Consider the following 18,540-nt stretch of genomic DNA (forward strand, 5'->3'; position numbering starts at 1 on the left):
TCTCCCAAAGGAGGCATGAACAATGAAAAGGTCTACGATTAGTGATTTGACCGGGCAGACTTTTGACCTGCTGATTATTGGCGGGGGCGCAACGGGTACGTCGGCGGCACGGGATGCAGCGCTGCGCGGTTTGTCGGTAGCGCTGCTGGAGAAGAATGATTTTGGCTCTGGAACCAGCAGTCGCTCAACTAAGCTGTTTCATGGCGGCTTGCGTTATCTGGAGAAGTTTGAGTTTGGGCTGGTGCGGGAAGCGTGCCGTGAGCGGGAACTGATGCTCAAGTTAGCTCCCCATCTGGCGCATCCACGGCCGTTTATTTATTTGCTCTATCAAGGGTACAAAATGATGTTTAACTGGCTGCCCGCCACACTGCCGATGCTGCACGCCGGGCTGACCATGTACGACATTTTTTCTGGGAACCCGGGATCGCGCCGCCACAAGATGCTGAAGAAAAGCAAGCTGCTGGCGATTGAACCGGATTTGAATCCCAATGGCTTGAAGGGTGGTGGTTTTTATTATGACTTTTTGACGGATGACGGCCGTTTCACTATCGAAACCATCAAAGCCGCCTGTGATGCGGGCGCATTGGCCGCTAATTATGTGGAAGTGACGGGGTTGGTGCAGGAAAACGGCCGTATTTCCGGCGTAGAAGCCACTGACACGATCACTGGCGCAGAAGGCGTGATTCGCGCTAAACAAGTTGTGAATACCACCGGCCCCTGGACAGACAAAATCCGCTTCATGGAAGCAGGCGTGAAGAATAAGATGCTCAGTCCCACCAAAGGGGTTCACATTGTGCTGCGGAAACAGGATTTTCCGCTGAACCACGCCGTATTTTTGCAATCCCCGCGTGACGGCCGTACCGTGTGGCCGATTCCCGCGCTCGACAGCGACCTGGTGTATGTGGGAACCACAGATACCTACTACGAGGACTCATTTGATCATGTCGTGGCAACGCATGAAGACATCGACTATCTGCTGGAAGTGGCAAATTACACCATTCCCGGTCGCAATCTGGGCTACGAGCATATTGTGGGGACGTGGGCGGGGTTACGGCCGTTAGTCAAGCCAGAAGGTGATTTGGCCGCCAGTTCCGTATCACGCGAACACGAGATTTTTGTCAGCCCCAACGGGCTGCTGAACATTGCCGGTGGCAAGCTGACGACAGCCCGCGTCATGGGCTATCAGGTGGTGGACAAGGCCATCGAACTGTTGGGCGAAAAGTTCGGCGTGCGCGGCATTCCGGCAACGACAACGGACACAGAGCCATTGAGCGGCGGCGATGCAGCTAGCACGGCCAGAGCCAAACAGATGGCGGCTGGTGTGAGCTTGCCGGACGATGTGAAAGCACGGCTGTTAAACCATTATGGCGGCAATTTCACCAAACTGGCCGAAATCGTGGCCGAAAATCCAGATACAACGCGCAGTTTGGGCGGCCACAAGCTAACCGCTGCCGAAGTGTGCTATGCCATCGAGAATGAAATGGCGATGACGGTAACGGACTTCTTCACCCGTCGTGCCTCGCTGTTCTACTGGACACAGGACGGCGGTTTGGACACGGTCGGTGCGGTAGCAGACGAAATGGGTGATTTACTAGGCTGGGATGCGGCGCAACGCGAACAGCAAATTAACAATTATCGAAAATGGGTAGCAGAGAATCGGTTTGAGCCGGTGAAGGTTTGAAAAACCAGATGACAGTCACCTCAGAGGTGACTGTCATCTGAAACGGAGTTAATGATGAATAAGCAAGCAAGTAGTTTAAAAGAGTACATGAAGGACGCGTTTTCAAATGGAACGAAGCCCGACTTGAGCTGGATTGATGAGTTAAAGGCGCTGATCGGGGCAGATGCCGTGTTGGTTGATGAGGAAACGATTGATCTGCATAGTTATGATGCGTGGCCGGTGGCGGCGAAGTGGAAGAATCAGGGGAAACGGCCGTTTGCCCCCGATGTTGTTGTACAAGCCCACAGCGCGGAACAAGTCAGCAAATTGCTGCAATGGGCCAACGAGAAAAACGTACCTGTCACCCCCTGGGGCGGCGGCTCCAGCGTCACAGGGCAAGGCCTGCCGTCCAAAGGTGGTATCGTGCTGGACACGATGAGCATGGACAAGGTGATTGCCCTGTCAGACGAATCGCTAATGGTGAAAGTGCAGGCCGGTAAATATGGTCACAGATTAGAAGAAGAGCTGAACGCTCGCGGCTACACGCTCAACCATTCGCCGCAATCGTTGGATCGCTCGACGGTTGGCGGATGGGTGGCAACGCGGGCGATGGGGCAGTTCTCATCCCGCTACGGCGGCATCGAAGATTTGATTGTGGCGTTTACCGTTGTGCTGCCCACTGGCGAAATAGTGGAGACGATGAACGTGCCGCGCGGCGCGGTTGGTCCTGATTTACGTCACATCTTTGTCGGGGCGGAAGGCACAATGGGCGTTGTCACCGACGTGACTGTTAAGATTTTCCCCATTGCCGAGTTCCGACTGTTTGAGGCCGTAACGTTTGACAGCGTAGAAGCGGGCGTCACCGTGATGCGGCAAACAATGCGGCAGGGTCTCAAGCCGTTTTTGGTGCGTTTTTATGATGTGGTGGAAGCGCGTCACGCGATGCAAGACAAAACATTTGAAAAGTGCGTCATGTTCCTCGGCTTTGAAGGGGTGGAAACGGTGGCGATGGCTGAGTATACGGCCGTTATGGACATCTGTGCCGCGCAAGGTGGCGAAAAGATTGGCCCCGCGCCGGTAGAAGCGTGGATGGATCGCCGTTTCGACTTCTCCACCGTCGAAAATATTTTGGCCGAAAATGGCGGTTTGGCCGAAACGATTGAAATTGCTCACTTCTGGGACGGCATTTTGGAAACGTATTACGAACTCAAGGAAGCACTGGCTCCATACGCAGCCGAGGTTTTGGGGCATTTCTCGCATGTTTACCCGCAAGGCACGTCGCTCTACGTCATTTTGCTGGGTAAGGATACAGATGATGCCACGGCTGAAGCCAACCTTTTGGAAATCTGGGATGTGGCGATGCGTATTTGCGTGAAGAATGGCGCGGCGATTTCGCACCATCACGGCTCTGGTTTAGCGCGGCTGCCGTATGTGCAGGATGCGTTGGGCAGCAGTATGCCCGTGCTGCAAAAAGTGAAAGCCGCTCTTGATCCGAATGACATTATGAATCCAGGGAAGTTGGGATTGTAAATAATAGCTGTGAATCACAGAGATGCCGCCTGACTTTCATGGTGGCATCTTTGTAATCGTAATACCCACAGGACTTACGCAAAGTGTATTCTGGACTGGCAGTCCTCTGCTGCTTAAGTCCTACCCCAAAATCGTTCAAATTTTACAAGAGCTATAACCAATAGTTATGCAAATAGCATAAACACGCCTTGACAAGTCTGTGTTCAGTGTGCTATGCTGATACCGGTTTCAGAAACCGGTTTCAGAAACCGGTTAATAAAGACCACCTCATATTGTTAGATCAACCTAATGAAGAAGGAGTGAAGATAGAGATGAAACGTTTTCTTTTAAGTTTGACCTTAATCTTGGCTTTGGCGCTTATCACCGCCTGTGGTGGTGAAACGACAGAACCTGCTGACACAGAATCCGCCGCAGATCAGCCGGCAGAGTCCACCGAAGCCGAATCCTCTGAAGAAGAAATGGCAGAGGAAGACGAAATCGTCATTCAACATTGGTACCATCAATATGGCGAAGAAGGCACATTTGATGCCGTTGTGCGCTATGCAGAAGAATATAGCGCAATGACCCCTGGTGTACGCGTAGAGGTTACATGGGTTCCGGGTGACTATTTTGCCGCTCTCAATTCCGCCTTGCTCACTGATGAAGGTCCCGATGTGTTTGAACTACAAACCGTAACCCTAGATCGCGTCGAAGCAGGCCAATTGGAACCATTGGATGACCTGTTTGAGGGCGTGCTGGATGATTTCAACCAAACCGCGATGCAGCGCGTGATCATTGATGACACCATTTACGGTGTTCCCATGATTATGGATCCGCAGTTTGTTTATTATCGCAAGAGCATGTTTGAAGAAGCTGGTGTAGATGTTCCCCAAACCATGGAAGAACTCATCGCCGCAACGCAAGCTTTGGACACTGGCCGAGTAAAGGGCTTGTACCTCAGCAACGATCTGGGTGCAACAAGTTACTTGCTATATATGTCTACCTGGGCTGCTAATACCGAATTTATTGATGGCAACCAAATTGTGTTTAACACAGAAGACAATGTTCGCATGTGGCAAATGAAGCAAGATTTGGTAAACACTGGCTCAATGCTCGTTGGTGCAACAACAGAATGGTGGGATCCCGGTGCATTCAATGATGGCCTGACGGCTATGCAATGGTGTGGCTTGTGGGCCATGCCGGGCATTATTGATGCCCTGGGTGCTGATGATGTAGGTGTGATGCCTTGGCCTGCATTGGATGAAAATGCAACGCCCAGCGTGTGGATTGGTGGCTGGAACCAGTCGGTAAATGCCAACAGCAACCATGTGGACGCGGCCAAAGATTACGTTCGTTGGCTGTGGATTGAAAATGCAGAAACGCAAATTGATTGGAATTTGGGCTACGGCTTCCACGTACCACCGCGGGCTAGCATCGCCGCACAGGCTGAGGTTTTGAAAGATGGGCCGGCCGCTGAGGTGTTGGAAATGTTGCCACTGTATGGTAAAACGACACCAGTTACCTGGACAGGTGCAATGGACTCCATTTACCAAGATGCTCACAGTGAAGTTTTGCTGAACGGCGCTGACCCGGCAGAACAACTGTCTGTCGCCGAAGAAGCAGCGCAGAGCGAACTGGATGCTTTGCTGAATCAATAGCCTTTAGCCTCACGAAAATTTAGATGATGGCGTTGCACTCACCATGAATGCAACGCCATTTTTTACAGGTGTTTGTATGACGACGCACGATTTGACGGAAACGGCCGTTACTCCCCCATCGCGCTCTAACAAAAAAAGACGAGAAACCATTGAGTTTTGGCTCTTCGTTGGCCCGCTTGTCTTAGGTTTGCTCGCTTTTGTGTATATCCCCATCTTCTGGGGACTAATCCTTAGCTTCTTCCGCGCCAGAAACAGCGTCACGCCCACAGAATTTGTGGGGCTAGAAAATTACACGGAGTTGTTTGGCGACCCACGATTTATAGATTCTTTACAAACCGTCATCATTTTTGCCCTGTTCATTGTGCCAGTCACCTTTGCACTTTCCTTAGGGCTGGCAATGCTGGTTAACAATGCGGGGCTGAACAGTGGTTTCTTCCGCACTATCTTTTTTATTCCTACGGCTTGCTCCTATGTGGTGGCCTCACTAATTTGGAAAACTTCCCTTTTCAACGGGCTACCGTCAGGGTTTGCCAACAACATCTTGTGGATTATCAACGAAATTAATCCCATCGCCTGGATAAACACGGCCGATCCGCCCTACTATTGGCTGGTTTTGGTTACGGTGCGTCTGTGGCTCCAGTCCGGCTTTTACATGATTATTTTTCTTGCGGGTTTGCAAGAAATTCCCCGCACCATTTATGAAGCCGCGATGGTTGATGGAGCCAAGCCTGGGTTCCAAACCTTCCGAAACATCACCTTCCCTCTGTTACGCAATACGTCTATTTCTGTCACCCTACTGCTATTTATTGAAGCGTTTCAAGCGTTTGATGAATTTCGTAACATTTTGGCAACGGGCGGTTCATCGGGAACCCAAATTTTGGCACGACCACCACTCGTCTATTTGTACAACGTTGCCTTTCAGGACCAAAACTATGGGCGTGGGGCGGCTGGTGCGTTTGTGATTGCGGCCTTGATTATGGTTGTCACCATCGTTCAGGGGCGATTGTTTGGTTTTGGTCGCCGAGAACACCAATAAAGTGGGGAGGGATTATTCATGAGTGCAGCACGTATAAGAAATAAAATTCCGATTTACACAATACTAATCCTGCTATCAATCATCTATTTGATACCCTTCTACATTATTGCCCGTAACGCGTTGATGACCCAACGGGAAATTGCCCAGTTTGATTGGATCTTCTGGGCTGAAACGATGCAGTGGAATAATTTGGTAGAGTTGCTCAACGATCCCATCGCCAATATGCGGGTTGGTTTGAAGAATTCGGCGATTGTGAGCTTTTTTCAGGTAATCGGCCGTTTAATTATTTCATCGTTGGCGGGGTATGGATTAGCCCGTAGCAAATTCAAATGGGCAGATTACGTTTTTTACTTCATTCTCGTAGCTATGATGGTTCCAAGTGCAGCTATTTTTGTGCAAACATTCTTGGTTGTCTCTTATTTGGGATGGGTAAGCACGCTGACCGGCCTCGTTGTGCCGGGCATGTTTGATGTGTTCACCGTCTTTATTTTCCGCCAATTTTTCCTTGATTTCCCCAAAGAGCTAGAAGATGCCGCGCTTGTTGATGGCTTAGGCACGTTTGGTACTTTTTGGCGCATTGTCGTGCCCAATTCCACCGGGGTCTTTATCTCGTTGGGGACGCTAGGGCTCATACGCAGTTGGAACTCATTCTTGTGGCCTTTGGTTGTGGGGCAAAGTCGTGAAACCTGGACGGTGCAGGTTGTGCTATCTACATTTTTGACTGCCCAAACCATCAACCTCCCTGCCCTTTTCATGGGCGCGGCGCTTGGCATTTTGCCTGTGGTGGCTATATTTTTCATTGTGCAGCGGTATATTGTGGAAGGGGTGAAGGTGTCTGGGATTAAGTAAACGGCCGTATTTTTGCTCCAGCTACCAAATTGGTAATTAAGCCGTTTGTTTGCTGCAGTTAGGGGATTATTCAACAAATGAGCACGGCCGTTCCTGGTGAGAACGGCCGTTTTTTTGTTTCTACTTATTCTACGAGCATGCTTGATTTGTGCTTTAAACAACCGTATCATATCTACGTGTCACGTTATCCAGCTTTCATGTGCAAGGAACAAAAATGTCTGAACAAATTCAAATTGCCCTCGACCCGGAATTGGGGATTGACCCCGAAACGCTCATCGCCGCCTGGAATGGTGATTCCCAAACCAGCAACCTTGGTGAGCTTACTGCCTCTACCGATGCCTCCCCTTATTATGATCCCACGGCGATCGTCATCGTCCTGAATGCCGCCGTGGCCATCGCCTCCGGCATCCTCACCAGCCTCCTCACCGACCTCATCAAAGATAAGTACCTGCCCAAAAAACCGGAAATCATCGAAATTCACCAGCCCGACGGTCAAAAAATCGTCATTGTCAAAAAGAAGTAGCCTAGATGACAGTCACCTGCGAGGTGACTGTCATCTACAAGGCGAAAGGCACACGCCATGAAAATTACCATTACCCAAACCGATGATCGTTTTGAACCCCCATTTGCCACCGCCGTGCAGTTTAACAATGGCGCAGGGCATAAAGTGACGATTACCGACCCGTTCACGCCAGAAGAAGAAGAACGGCTGGAATGGTATTACGAAAAATGGCTCACCTTCCCCTTCACGGGTGAAGTAAAAGCGGGCAAAGCCGCCGCCAGTACCCAAAGCTACGGCGAAGCGCTTTTTCAGCAACTTTTTGCCGACCGAAATGCAGATCGCCGCTATGCCCAAGCTGTCGCCAAAGGGTTTCAAAACCTATCTTTTGAAATTCGCGGCACGCCCGCTTTTCATGCCTTACACTGGGAAGCGTTGAAAGACCCCCAATTGGCGCGTCCTTTTGCCGTTGAATGTTCATTTTTGCGGCAAAATGACACGCCCCCGCCAATTGATGTCCAGCTAAAGCCCAGCCCCACGCTGAACATTTTGCTAGTATCGGCGCGGCCGGATGGACGGCGGGACGTGGGCTACCGCACCATTAGTCGGCCTTTGATTGAGGCGTTGCAAAACAGCCGCCTGCGTACTCGCATTGATTTGGTTCGCCCCGGCACCTACGAAGCGCTGGTGAAACATCTGGAGGCCAGCCGTGACCAGCATGGGGACGGCTTTTACCACATCGCCCACTTCGATTTGCACGGCGCTTTGCTCACCTACGAGCAGTACCAACAGCTAGAGCCAGACGCGCCCAATCCCCATCTTTACAAAGGGTATGGGCAGGACAAAATTGAAGAATTTGAGGGAGAAAAAGCATTTTTATCCTTTAACGGCGCCAAAGAAGGGGAATCTAATTTGGTAAGTGACGACACCGTGGCCGGACTGCTAGCCAGCCACCAAATCCCCATCGCCATTTTGAACGCCTGCCAGTCGGGGAAGCAGGTGGGAGCCAGCGAGACGAGCTTGGGCAGCCGCCTGATGGCCACAGGAGTACAAAACGCGCTGGCGATGGGCTACTCCGTCAGCGTGAGCGCAGCCGAACTGTTGATGACAACGCTTTATGAACAGCTGCTGGCGGGCCAGCCCCTGGCGCAAGCGGTACGACGGGGACGCCTGGAACTCCGCAACAGCAAAGCCCGCCGCGCCGCCTACAACCAAATGATCGAACTGGAAGATTGGCTGCTGCCGGTGATGTACCAAAACCGGGAAATCCAGTTGCCCATTACCGATTTTGCCACGCCCGAAGCGGAGGAAGTCTACTTTGAGCGGCAAAGCCGCCGCTACCGCGCCCCCACCCTGACCTACGGCTTTTTTGGGCGGGACGTGGATATTTTGAGCATCGAAACCCATCTGCTGACGCAGAGCAACGTGCTGCTGATTCAGGGGATGGGGGGCGCGGGCAAAACGACGCTGCTGCGCCACCTGATGGAGTGGGAGCAGACGACGCAGCTAGTAGAGCGCGTCTTTTACTTTGGCTATGACGAGAAGGCCTATACCGCCGCCCAAATTATTGACGCCCTCGCCCGCGAGCTGTACGGGGCAGATTACACCCACACTTTTTCGCCGCTGCCCGATGGCGCCAAGCTGGAGAAGCTGGCGCAAACCCTACGCAGCGAACGCCATTTGCTGGTGCTAGACAATTTAGAGTCCATTACGGGGGCGGCCTTATCCATTCAGCATACGCTGGACGGAGCGGAGCAGGCAAAACTGCGCCAGCTGCTGGGGCGGCTGGCTGGCGGCAAGACGCTGGTGCTGTTGGGGTCGCGGGGGCGAGAGGAATGGCTATGGGGGGACGAGTTGACGGAGCAGGTGTACGAGCTGCCCGGCCTGGATGGGGAAGCGGCCAGCGATTTAGCCAAGCTGATTTTGCAGCGGCACCAGGCCGACCATTATTTGGCCGACGAGGCCGAGCGACCCGCCCTGACCCAGCTGCTGAAGCTGCTGGACGGCCACCCGCTGGCATTGGAAATTGTGCTGCCCAACCTGAGCCGCCAAACGCCAACAGAGTTGTTGGCAGCGTTTACCGAAGGGGATGAGGGTATTGACGTGCAGGCTTCTAACACCCAGACTTTCGAGGTTTCGGAAACCTCAAAAGTCTCATCAACAGGGTTGCAAGACAAGACAGCCAGCATTTTGCGCTGCGTGGAGTACAGCCACAGCAATTTGTCGCCGGGGGCGCAGGCGCTGCTGGCCTGCCTGACCCCGTTTACGGGGGTGTTTAACGCGGACTGGCTGCTTCAATACACAAAGCGATTACAAGAACAGCCGGCATTGGCCGACCTGCCGTTTGCCGAGTGGGAGACGGTCCTGCAAGAAGGGTTGAACTGGGGCTTGCTGACCCTGCATGAAATAGGAGGCGGCTATTTGCGCCTACAGCCGATTTTGCCCTACTTTTTACGCCAGCGGCTGCGCGACCCGGCGCAAGCCCCGTTCCGGGAAGCGGTGGAAGCCGCCTTTTGCGCCCATTACGACACCGTTGGCAGCACTTTAGCCCAGCTTATTAAATCCAAAGAGCTACAGGAGCGGCAAACGGGGCTGGCCTTGACCGACCTAGAATACGAGAACCTGATGACGGCGTTGAAATGGGCCTTGGCAAAACAGGGCGCATTTTACGATGCGTATGAGGCATTGTTCCGTTTTTTGTATGAAGGGCAATTACATCAACAAGCTTTAGAGGTATCTCAATTGGTTTGGGACGCACACGAAAATTTTGATTCTCAACAAATGGCGGGCAGGATTGGCGAACAATTTTCATTGACCTTGAATCGTTTGGGTCTACTTCAACTGGGGTTACGAAATTATACTGAGGCTCAAAAAGCATACGAAGACGAACTCAAACTTGTTGAAAATTTCACTCATTATTCAGAAGACGCGAAAGGAAAATCAATAGGTAACAGCTACCATCAATTGGGGAGAGTGACCCAGGAGCAGCGGTTATGGGAGACAGCTGTGGCCCATTATGAAAAGGCGTTGGCGTTAAAAATCGAATTCAACGACCGCTACAGTCAGGCTCCCTCCTATTTCCAGTTGGGGAGTGTGGCTCAGGAGCAGCGGCAGTGGGATACGGCCGTCGCCCATTACGAAAAAGCGTTGGCGATTACTGATGACTTTGGAGGAGGATATGATCAGGCTCGAATCTACCACCAGTTGGGGATGGTGGCTCAGGAGCAGCGGCAGTGGAAAACAGCCGTGACCCATTACGAAAAAGCGTTGGCGTTAAAATTCGAATTCAACGACCGCTACAGTCAGGCCAGCACCTATCACCAGTTGGGGATTGTGGCCGAGAAGCAGCGGCAGTGGGATACGGCCGTCGCCCATTACGAAAAGGCCTTGGCGATTTTTATCGAATTCAATGACCGCTACACCCAGGCCAGCACCTATCACCAGTTGGGGATGGTGGCTGAGAAGCAGCGGCAGTGGGATACGGCCGTCGCCCATTACGAAAAGGCCTTGGCCTTAAAAATCGAATTCAACCACCGCTACGGTCAGGCCAGCACCTACCACCAGTTGGGGAGGGTGGCAGAGGCACAAGAGAAGTGGCAAGAAGCGACAAACTACTTGCTTCAAACTTTGGCAATCGATCTAGAATTTAATGATGAACATGGGGCAGGTATCACGATGCGAAGTATCCAGCGGGTGTGGCAGGCCAGCCAGGACAGCAGCATTGCCACGCGGCTGGCGGCGTTGCTCAACATCTCCTCCGCTGAAGCGGAAGCGTTGCTTAACAACCAGGCCGGCGGCGGGTCTGGCAACAACTAACTCCACATTCGCAAATTAAACAGTGGTTTTTGTAATTTCGTCGTGTAGGGGCAGACCCCCGTGTCTACCCGCACTGGGCGCACACGGGGGTGCGCCCCTACAGGTGACGTTATCCTCTTCTCGCTCCCCTGATAAGGTAATAAGGACAGCCGCTTTTTGTTCTTCACGTATAATCCCGCTTATTATTTCACTTTGTGGCATAACCAAGGAAAACTCATGAAACAATTTACACTTTGCGGTACTCTCATCCATGCACCGGAATGCGGTGAGATTGAAATCATCGAAAACGGCTTGATTGAGGTGGATGAGGCCGGGATTATTGCTGGCCTACATTCCCCAGAAGCAGAACAGCATGCCACGATTAAGCAAACGGCTTTCGCTTCCAACAGCCTCATCGAGCTGTCAGCGGGGCAATACCTCCTGCCAGGGCTGATCGATTTGCATGTGCACGCTCCCCAATGGCCCCAAGCAGGCAATGCGCTGCACCTCCCCTTGTACACTTGGCTGCAAGAATACACCTTCCCCCTGGAAGCCAAATACGCAGACCTGGCCTTTGCTGAAAAAGTATATACCTCGCTGGTAGATACCCTCATTGCCAACGGCACAACCACCACCCTCTATTTTGCTACCGTGCATCTGTCAGCCACCAAATTGCTTGCCGACATTTGCCTGGCCAAGGGGCAGCGCGCTCTGGTGGGCAAAGTGGCGATGGACAGCCCGGCCGAATGCCCTGACTATTATCGGGATGCGTCCGCCCAGCAAGGGTTGGCCGACACCCGCGCCTTGATTGAGTATGTTCGCACCCTGCCGGGCAACGAGCAGGGAACAGTCCTGCCCGTCATTACGCCACGGTTTATCCCCAGCTGCACAGACGAGATGCTCACCGGGCTGGGCAAGCTGGCGGCGGAATATGATTGCCATGTGCAAACCCATTGCTCAGAAAGTGATTGGGAGCACAATTATGTGCTCAATCGGCACGGCAAGCGCGACACAGAAAGCCTGAAATCGTTCAAGCTGTTGACCAATAAAACCATCCTGGCGCATAGCTGCTTCATCAACGCAGATGATATGACGACGATTAAACAGCAGCGCAGCGGCATTGCCCATTGTCCGTTGTCTAATGCGTATTTTGCCGATGCCGTCTTCCCGGCGCGTCAAGCACTCGATTTGGGGCTGGATGTGGGGTTGGGAACCGACGTGGCGGGTGGGGCAACGCCTTCGCTGCTGCAAAATTGCCATGCGGCCGTTACTGCCTCACGCTACCTTGAGGGGGGTGTTGATAAGACGCTAACGCAGCATGAGCGGGGAGTGCCAGAGAGCCGAATCAATTTTAAGGAAGCCTTCTGGATGGCGACGACCGGTGGCGGCCAAGCGTTGGATTTGAACATCGGCTTGTTCAAAAAGGGGTATGCGTTTGATGCTCTCGTCATTGACAGCACGGTGACAGGCAGCAATTTAATGGTTTGGGAGGAGCTGGACCAAGATGTTCTGCAAAAAATTATTTACAATGCCAGCCGCCAAAATATCCGCAAGGTATGGGTTCAAGGGGTGCTAATCGGCGGCGTGGATCGGCCAGTGGGGTAAGACCAGCTGGCCTTGTTCGATGAGATAAGCGGCCGACCTCAAATCAGGCCCGGTTTGGCTGTAGCTGCGGCCGATCCAAAAAGTAGCCAAATATAAGCGTGGCCAACAGCGTGTAGCCAATGGCCAGCCACATCGTGGCGTCACCAGCCCCGTTTAACTTGAGAGCCAAGAAGATGACAAACGCGGCTCCGTGACCTACAAAATTTGCCAGGAAAATAATGCGAAGCCGTTCTACATCCTCCACCTTGCGTACCAGCCAATTTTGCAGTGCCAGGCCAAAAACCGCCGCACCTAAAAGCTGGCATAGGTAAACATTGTCCGGCGCGTGGGAAATGCCCAGCATGTTGTATACCCACGTCATGTTGAACAAGCAGCCAACGGCAACCACCAGCAAAACCAGCGCATCAAAAATTAAAGCGTACTTGACCTTCATCATTCGCCTCCTGCAAGCCGTGTGGCTTGCGATCACAAAGAGTTCGTTTACAAATAACTTTTGAAAAAGAAACGAACATCAAGGTTTGCCCGTTTACCGATGTCAAAAGCTAAAAACGGGCAAACCCAAAATGGTCAACTTACGCTTTCAGCATATTGGAGAAATCGCTAAATTCACAAGTAAATTCCGGCATCAAACCGACATGATGTTTATCACCATTTTTGGCGGTAGGGGCAGACCTTCACGTCTGGGCAGTTAATTGTCTGTGTTTGGTGGTAGCGGGATGGTATGGAGCATATCTGCTACGGCCGTTGCGTCAGATTCACCGACTTCCAACGGCAGCAGCAAGCGTACCTGCTCCAGCAAACAAAGGCTCTCTGCTTCCGCTTCGCAGTAGTAGATGACCAAATCGGCCTGTAGTTCACCTGCGCCAGCAGTAAAAACAACCGGAATTTGTTGGGGGAAGCTGGGCAGTACCTGCTGTACCGTGATGCTGTCGCCACTAATTTCTGCCCCGCCTGATGCGGAAAACTCCGCTAGGTAGGGCGCGATCTCATTGAACTTGTAGCCATCTGGCAATGTAACGTCTAGGCGCAAGATTCCCTCACTGGGGGCAACAGTTTGTTCTTCTAACGTAATTATTTTGCCCCCAAACGCCTCCCCGGCAGCGACGCGCGTCAGCAACCCTTGGGGATCTGCCAGCACTAGGGTGTTGACAACGCCATCCACCAGATTGGCTATGCGAATTACGTGGTTGTTGGTGTCGGCGATGTAAAGCAAATTGTTTGCCAAACTCAGGCCGCCCGGTTCATCAAAAAGTGGCTTGTCGCCATCGCGCCAGCCATCTTCGCCGCTGCCAAAAAGGGTGCTGCTGGTGCGCGCAACCGGATCAATCAGCTTGATTTTGTTGTTGTACGTGTCGGCCACGTAAAGCAAGCCATCGGCATACACTACGCCCAGCGGATGCTGCAGCCGCACCTCGTCGCGGCTGCCGTCTACGTCGCCAAAGTCAAACAGCCCCGTGCCCACGATGGTGAGGATGACGCCATCGGTGCTCAGGCTGGCGCTGCGGATGGCGCTGGCTTCGCTATCGGCAAAGTAGAGCAGTTGGCCATCAGTCGCCAGGCCGCTGGGCTGGTTCAGGCCACCAGTGAGTAGCGGGCCGTCCAACAATTCTTCGCGGCCAGACCCGGCAAAGACGCTCACAATTTGGCTGGCGGGATCATATTGCCAAAGCTGGTGCTGCCCGGCCATAGCAATGTAAATAATGCCATCTACATGCAGCACGTCCCAGGGGGAGTTGAGCGCCACGCCTGTACCCACCCCCTCAAACGCTTCATAGCTGCCGTGACGGCCGTTCCCAGCCACCGTCTCCACAATTTCAGCTACCAAATCAATCTTGCGAATGGCGTGATTTTCTGTGTCTGCTACGTACAGCGTGTTGGCATCTGCCAGGGTGAGTCCTTGCGGACGAAAGAATTGGGCCGTTTCATAACTGCCATCTTGCAAACCGGAACGGCCGTTGCCAATCACCGCCTGCACCACCCCGTCCAAATCAGTCACGACAATGCGGTTGTGGTTGGAGTCGGCAATGAAGAGGCGATTGTTTTCGGCGTCGGCCAGCACTTTGCCAGGGAAAAGCAACGGCGAGTTGGCCAGATTTTCCTGCTCCAGCTTGAGTTCTAACGGGGTTCGGTCAATTAAATCGCGGGCATCGAACTCGGCGACCATGCTGGTGATCACCTGGTTGAACAGATCGTAAATCCCCTCACCAGCGTGAAAGCCCAGCACGTTGCCCTCAGGGTCTATGAGAACAAACGTGGGCCAGGCGGTCGCGCCATACGTCTGCCACACTTCAAAATTGCTGTCGTTGATGACGGGATGTGCCAATTCGTACCGCTGAATGATTTGGCGAATATTTTCGGTTTCGCTCTCGTTGGCAAATTTGGCAGAGTGGACGCCGATGACCACTAGCTCATCGGCAAACTTTTCTTCTAGCCGGTGTAGTTCGGGAATGACGTGAATGCAGTTGATGCAGCCGTAGGTCCAGAAGTCTAGCAACACAATTTTGCCGCGCAGCTCGCCCAGGGAGAGCGGCCGTTCTACGTTCAGCCAATCCAATCCAGACGGAAAATCGGGAGCGGGAATGGTGCCAGCAAAGGGGCGACTGTTTGCCGTAGATTGGGTTGCAGGTGGCTCATCTGTGGCGGATGGTGTGGGCGCAGGTGGCGGGCTGTTGGGTGCATCGCCCACCATGCTGACGGGTTCGGTAGCAACGGCCGTTGCCGTTGGCGTTTCAACATTTTCTGGCGGCGTGTTGCAAGCGATTAGTCCAATGAGCAAAAGAATGAGGGTGGGGAACGGCCGTGCTTTCATAGTTACACTCCAAAAGGTGCCTGGCATGGGTCGCGTAATTCTTAATGACCAAGATCGTTTGACCCGTGCCAGGCACTATCACCACTATTTCAGCCAAGCATACCCCAACTGCTTGCCATCCCTGTGAAAAAATCCTTATGAAATCATTAAGCTGGATTTACCAAATGGTTTCGACTGGGTATTGATGGATGGCGGCATCTACCGTTAGCAACGGCAATTTTTCAATCTGGCTCTGAGCAATCAGCAGCCGATCGAAGGGGTCTTGGTGCACGTCGGGCAAATGGGCCACCGCCAACGCATGGCTCATTTGAATGGGAAGTGCTAAAAAATTGTGCTGCTGCAATCGAGTTGCGACATACAATTCTGGCGATTCGGGCAAGCTTAAGCGGCCTTTGGCAAATTTGATGGCAATTTCCCAGGCAGTAGCGGCACTAAGATAGATTTGGTTACGGCCGTTACCTATAAACTTCCTTGCCTCTGCCGATAACTTGGGTGAATCCATATTCCACCACAAGAACGTGTGCGTATCTAGTAGTGCCTTCAAATGTCAAACTCCGGCAGCGGGTCATCAAAATTGTCTTTAATTAGTACCAGATCGGCATCTCCGCCAGGAATTCGGTCTTCGGCTGGCTTTTTTACGGCTGTGAGCACGGCCACTGGTTCACCAGATCGAGCAATGATGATTTCTTCACCACTCATCACACGTTTCAGTAACTTGGAAAAATGGGTCTTTGCCTCATGAATATTTACCATAGTCATAATAAACCTCCACAATGCAATCTTAGACTAAGTTATGGACTAAGTCAACCATTTCTGATGGCTGAATTAAAGCTGTCGCTAAATGCTGAGCAACCTTTTTTATAAGCCTCACACTAAGCTATAATTTGCCTTTGCCTATGAAAAAATATTTGCTCCTGCTCCTTTTTTTTGCCTTGCTGGTTGCCTGTGGGTCTGATGGCATCATTCCACCCATCCAGGATTCCAGCGAGTTGGTGACGCTAACCCCGCTGCCTACCAACACCCCCCGCCCGACTGAGATTCCCACCAGCGAAGATGCCAACGGCATTGGCCTGGCGTTTTATCGCGCCTGGGAATTGAATGATTTTCTGGGGATGTACAGTCTGCTCACACCTAGCAGTCAAGCATTGGTAGACAGCATTTCCTTTGTGAGTCGGTACGACGAAGCGATGCAAACGGCGACGGTAACGCAGATTAGCACCCAAGCGTTGGGTACTTTGCAGGATGGCAACACGGCTCAGATGCAAGTGCGCGTGACGTGGCAAACGGCCGCAGTTGGCACCATCATCCGCGAATACACGGTGCCGCTGGCGTTTGAAGACGGCCGTTGGGGCATCGTGTGGGACGAGGGGCTGATCTTGCCAGAATTAGCGGGCGGCAATACGCTGGTGATGCAGCAGCGCGTCCCCGCCCGCGCCAACATCTACGACGTGAACGGTAAGGCACTGGCTTATCAAGGGACAATCCTAACGCTGGGCGTCATCCCTGGGCAAATTGAGGACGAGCCGGCCATGCTGGCGGCACTCAGCCCCATGCTCAACCTGACGCCCGAGGAAATCGAGGAAATTTACGCCCCCGCCCTGCCAGACTGGTATTGGCCCATCGGCGACGTGACTGAAGCCACAATGCAGCAGTACGGCCCAACAATTCAGCCCTTTATTGGCAAAGGACTGGCCGAGCCGCAGCCGCGCCTGGCGCGTCTATTTTCCGACTCTGGCGTGGCGCCCCACCTCATCGGCTACACGGGCTACATTCCTGCCGAACAGTTGGCGACTTACCAGGCGCAGGGCTTTGCTGGGGATGAGATTGTGGGGCTGGCTGGGCTAGAAAGCTGGGGTGAAGATTATCTCAACGGCGAGCGCGGCGGCACTCTCAACGTGGTCGGCCCTAACGGAGAGTACATCACTACCGTGCAGGAGCAAGAGCCCAAACAGGCTCGCAGTGTCTACACCACGCTGGATTTAGAATACCAAACGGCCGTTGAGCAAGCGCTCGCCCAAGCCATTCAATCCTTAGGGTTACAAGCAGGCGCAGCTGTGGTGCTAGAGGTAAACACGGGCAGGATTTTGGCAATGGCCAGCTACCCCAGCTATGATCCCCGCATTTTTGATCCGTTTGCCCAGGATTCGGCCGTGGCGCTGGGGGCAGCCTTTAACGATCCCAATCGGCCACTGCTGAACCGAGCAACTCAGGGGGTCTATCCAGCAGGCTCCACGTTCAAGCTGGTGACTTATACGGCCGCAATCAACAGTGGCCTCTACACGCCAGACACCTTTTACAACAGCACCGGCACCTGGAACCGGCTTGGGGATGAGTTTATCAAGGTGGATTGGCGGGATGGCGGACACGGCCGTATCACCCTAAAACAGGCCATTGTGGTCTCCTGCAACTCCTGCTTTTACGATGCGGCCTTTGAAATGGATGCGGTAGACCCCAATTTCTTCCCAAACACAGCACAGCAATTTGGTCTGGGGCAACCCACTGGAGCCGTGGGCGTGGTTGAAGCCGCTGGCACTGTGCCTAGCCCGGAATGGAAAATATCCGTGCGCGGCGAGGGCTGGGTGCGTGGCGACGCGGTGAATATGGGCATTGGCCAGGGGGATGTGCAGGTATCGCCGCTGCAAATGGCAAACTTGATTGCGGCCGTCGCCAACGGCGGCATGCTCCACCGCCCCACCCTCATTGATCGCATCGGTGCCGGTGGCGGCGCACCCGAAGAGCCTTTCCCGGTGCAAATCAACGGCGAGCTGCCGCTTACGCCCCAGGACTTAGCCATTTTGCAAGAAAGTTTGTGGAAGGTGGCCAACGACAGCAACGGCACAGCCACGCACCAATTTGTGGGGCTGCCCATTCAGGTAGCAGGAAAAACTGGCACGGCTGAAGCACCGCCGCGCAATTCACACGCCTGGTTTGTAGGCTACGCCCCCGCCAACCAGCCAGAAATTGCCATTGCCGTGATTGTGGAGCATGGCGGGGAAGGTTCAGATGTCGCCGCTCCACTCTTCCGCCGCCTGGTGGAGCTTTATTACGGCATCACGCCCCTCACGCCGTTTCCCTGGAATTAGCTCGTACAACCTAAGAATACATCTAAATCTTTCAAAA

At 53.1% G+C, this 18,540-nt stretch carries 13 protein-coding genes; 9 read left to right on the forward strand and 4 right to left on the reverse strand.

The genetic code is table 11. From position 1 onward, the window contains the following. Nucleotides 1-22: 22 nt before the first annotated feature. The 8 genes from ACOQPM_RS21240 to guaD all read left to right on the forward strand — a co-directional run bounded on the left by ACOQPM_RS21240 (nt 23) and on the right by guaD (nt 12,611). On the forward strand, nt 23-1,681 hold the full coding sequence (locus tag ACOQPM_RS21240) for an FAD-dependent oxidoreductase (RefSeq protein WP_420632259.1): 1,659 nt from the start codon (nt 23-25) through the stop codon (nt 1,679-1,681). Nucleotides 1,682-1,732: 51 nt separating this feature from the next. Continuing rightward, nucleotides 1,733-3,190, forward strand: a complete 1,458-nt coding sequence (locus tag ACOQPM_RS21245; RefSeq protein ID WP_420632260.1) for an FAD-binding oxidoreductase — start codon at nt 1,733-1,735, stop codon at nt 3,188-3,190. Between the two features lie 311 nt (nt 3,191-3,501). Further along, nucleotides 3,502-4,827: an ABC transporter substrate-binding protein gene (locus tag ACOQPM_RS21250; protein WP_420632261.1), complete on the forward strand. Its 1,326-nt coding sequence runs from the start codon at nt 3,502-3,504 to the stop codon at nt 4,825-4,827. A 76-nt stretch (nt 4,828-4,903) separates the two neighbouring features. Beyond that, a complete protein-coding gene (locus tag ACOQPM_RS21255; RefSeq protein ID WP_420632262.1) occupies nt 4,904-5,863 on the forward strand; it encodes a carbohydrate ABC transporter permease in 960 nt (319 codons plus the stop codon). A 123-nt stretch (nt 5,864-5,986) separates the two neighbouring features. Continuing rightward, nucleotides 5,987-6,712, forward strand: a complete 726-nt coding sequence (locus ACOQPM_RS21260) for a carbohydrate ABC transporter permease (RefSeq protein WP_420632263.1) — start codon at nt 5,987-5,989, stop codon at nt 6,710-6,712. 214 nt (nt 6,713-6,926) lie between these two features. After that, nucleotides 6,927-7,235 carry a hypothetical protein gene (locus ACOQPM_RS21265; RefSeq protein WP_420632264.1) on the forward strand — a complete coding sequence of 103 codons (309 nt, stop codon included), beginning with the start codon at nt 6,927-6,929 and terminating at the stop codon, nt 7,233-7,235. A 57-nt stretch (nt 7,236-7,292) separates the two neighbouring features. Continuing rightward, nucleotides 7,293-11,027 (forward strand): tetratricopeptide repeat protein, encoded by a 3,735-nt coding sequence (locus ACOQPM_RS21270; protein WP_420632265.1) that lies wholly within the window; start codon nt 7,293-7,295, stop codon nt 11,025-11,027. A gap of 216 nt (nt 11,028-11,243) precedes the next feature. Then, nucleotides 11,244-12,611 carry a guanine deaminase gene (gene guaD / locus ACOQPM_RS21275; protein WP_420632266.1) on the forward strand — a complete coding sequence of 456 codons (1,368 nt, stop codon included), beginning with the start codon at nt 11,244-11,246 and terminating at the stop codon, nt 12,609-12,611. A gap of 43 nt (nt 12,612-12,654) precedes the next feature. Here the strand turns inward: guaD and ACOQPM_RS21280 are convergent, their stop codons facing one another. From ACOQPM_RS21280 to ACOQPM_RS21295, 4 genes are all read right to left on the reverse strand, one after another. After that, a complete protein-coding gene (locus ACOQPM_RS21280; protein ID WP_420632267.1) occupies nt 12,655-13,047 on the reverse strand; it encodes a hypothetical protein in 393 nt (130 codons plus the stop codon). Between the two features lie 252 nt (nt 13,048-13,299). Continuing rightward, a complete protein-coding gene (locus ACOQPM_RS21285; protein ID WP_420632268.1) occupies nt 13,300-15,420 on the reverse strand; it encodes a thioredoxin-like domain-containing protein in 2,121 nt (706 codons plus the stop codon). A gap of 157 nt (nt 15,421-15,577) precedes the next feature. Then, nucleotides 15,578-15,964 (reverse strand): type II toxin-antitoxin system VapC family toxin, encoded by a 387-nt coding sequence (locus tag ACOQPM_RS21290; RefSeq protein WP_420632269.1) that lies wholly within the window; start codon nt 15,962-15,964, stop codon nt 15,578-15,580. Further along, complete coding sequence (locus ACOQPM_RS21295; RefSeq protein ID WP_420632270.1) at nt 15,961-16,179, reverse strand: type II toxin-antitoxin system Phd/YefM family antitoxin; 219 nt, start codon at nt 16,177-16,179, stop codon at nt 15,961-15,963. Before ACOQPM_RS21295 ends, ACOQPM_RS21290 begins: the two co-directional genes overlap by 4 nt. A 137-nt stretch (nt 16,180-16,316) precedes the next feature. Between ACOQPM_RS21295 and ACOQPM_RS21300 the strand changes: the two genes are divergently transcribed. After that, nucleotides 16,317-18,503 carry a penicillin-binding transpeptidase domain-containing protein gene (locus ACOQPM_RS21300; RefSeq protein WP_420632271.1) on the forward strand — a complete coding sequence of 729 codons (2,187 nt, stop codon included), beginning with the start codon at nt 16,317-16,319 and terminating at the stop codon, nt 18,501-18,503. The last annotated feature ends 37 nt before the right edge of the window (nt 18,504-18,540 follow it).

Origin of the sequence: Candidatus Leptofilum sp., assembly GCF_965223525.1 — a bacterium.
GTDB lineage: Bacteria > Chloroflexota > Anaerolineae > Promineifilales > Promineifilaceae > Leptofilum.